General features: G+C 26.0%; 1 protein-coding gene. It reads left to right on the top strand.

The annotated features are described in order from the left end of the window. Window positions 1-32 precede the first annotated feature (32 nt). Window positions 33-277 (top strand): hypothetical protein (locus FE392_RS22375; protein ID WP_319931878.1); only part of this gene is annotated, 245 nt, incomplete at its 3' end.

Below are 277 nucleotides of genomic sequence, written 5' to 3'. Positions count from 1 at the left end.
CGCCACTTCAATTTATAGCTTTGGGTGGTATTATGAGTTTTCTTATTAAATTTGGTTGTATTTCGCCTGGTGTTAATATGTTAACGTTATTTGTTCTTTTTGTTATTTTAATTGGAATCTATTATCTTTTTGTACTTTTATTAACAAAGTATTTTTATAGATTTCTTTCTAAACAACATGATAAGTTGCATGCTTATTTATGTAATAAGTATGGTGAAAAAATAGCAAATAGAGTTGGTTTGTCATTTCTTATAATTTTAATTGTGGGGATGTTGAT

This window comes from Xenorhabdus santafensis (genome assembly GCF_033949405.1).
Taxonomy (GTDB): Bacteria; Pseudomonadota; Gammaproteobacteria; order Enterobacterales; family Enterobacteriaceae; genus Xenorhabdus; species Xenorhabdus santafensis.
The sequence above is the reverse complement of the archived record's forward strand: the minus strand, read 5'-3'. Positions and strand labels throughout refer to the sequence as shown.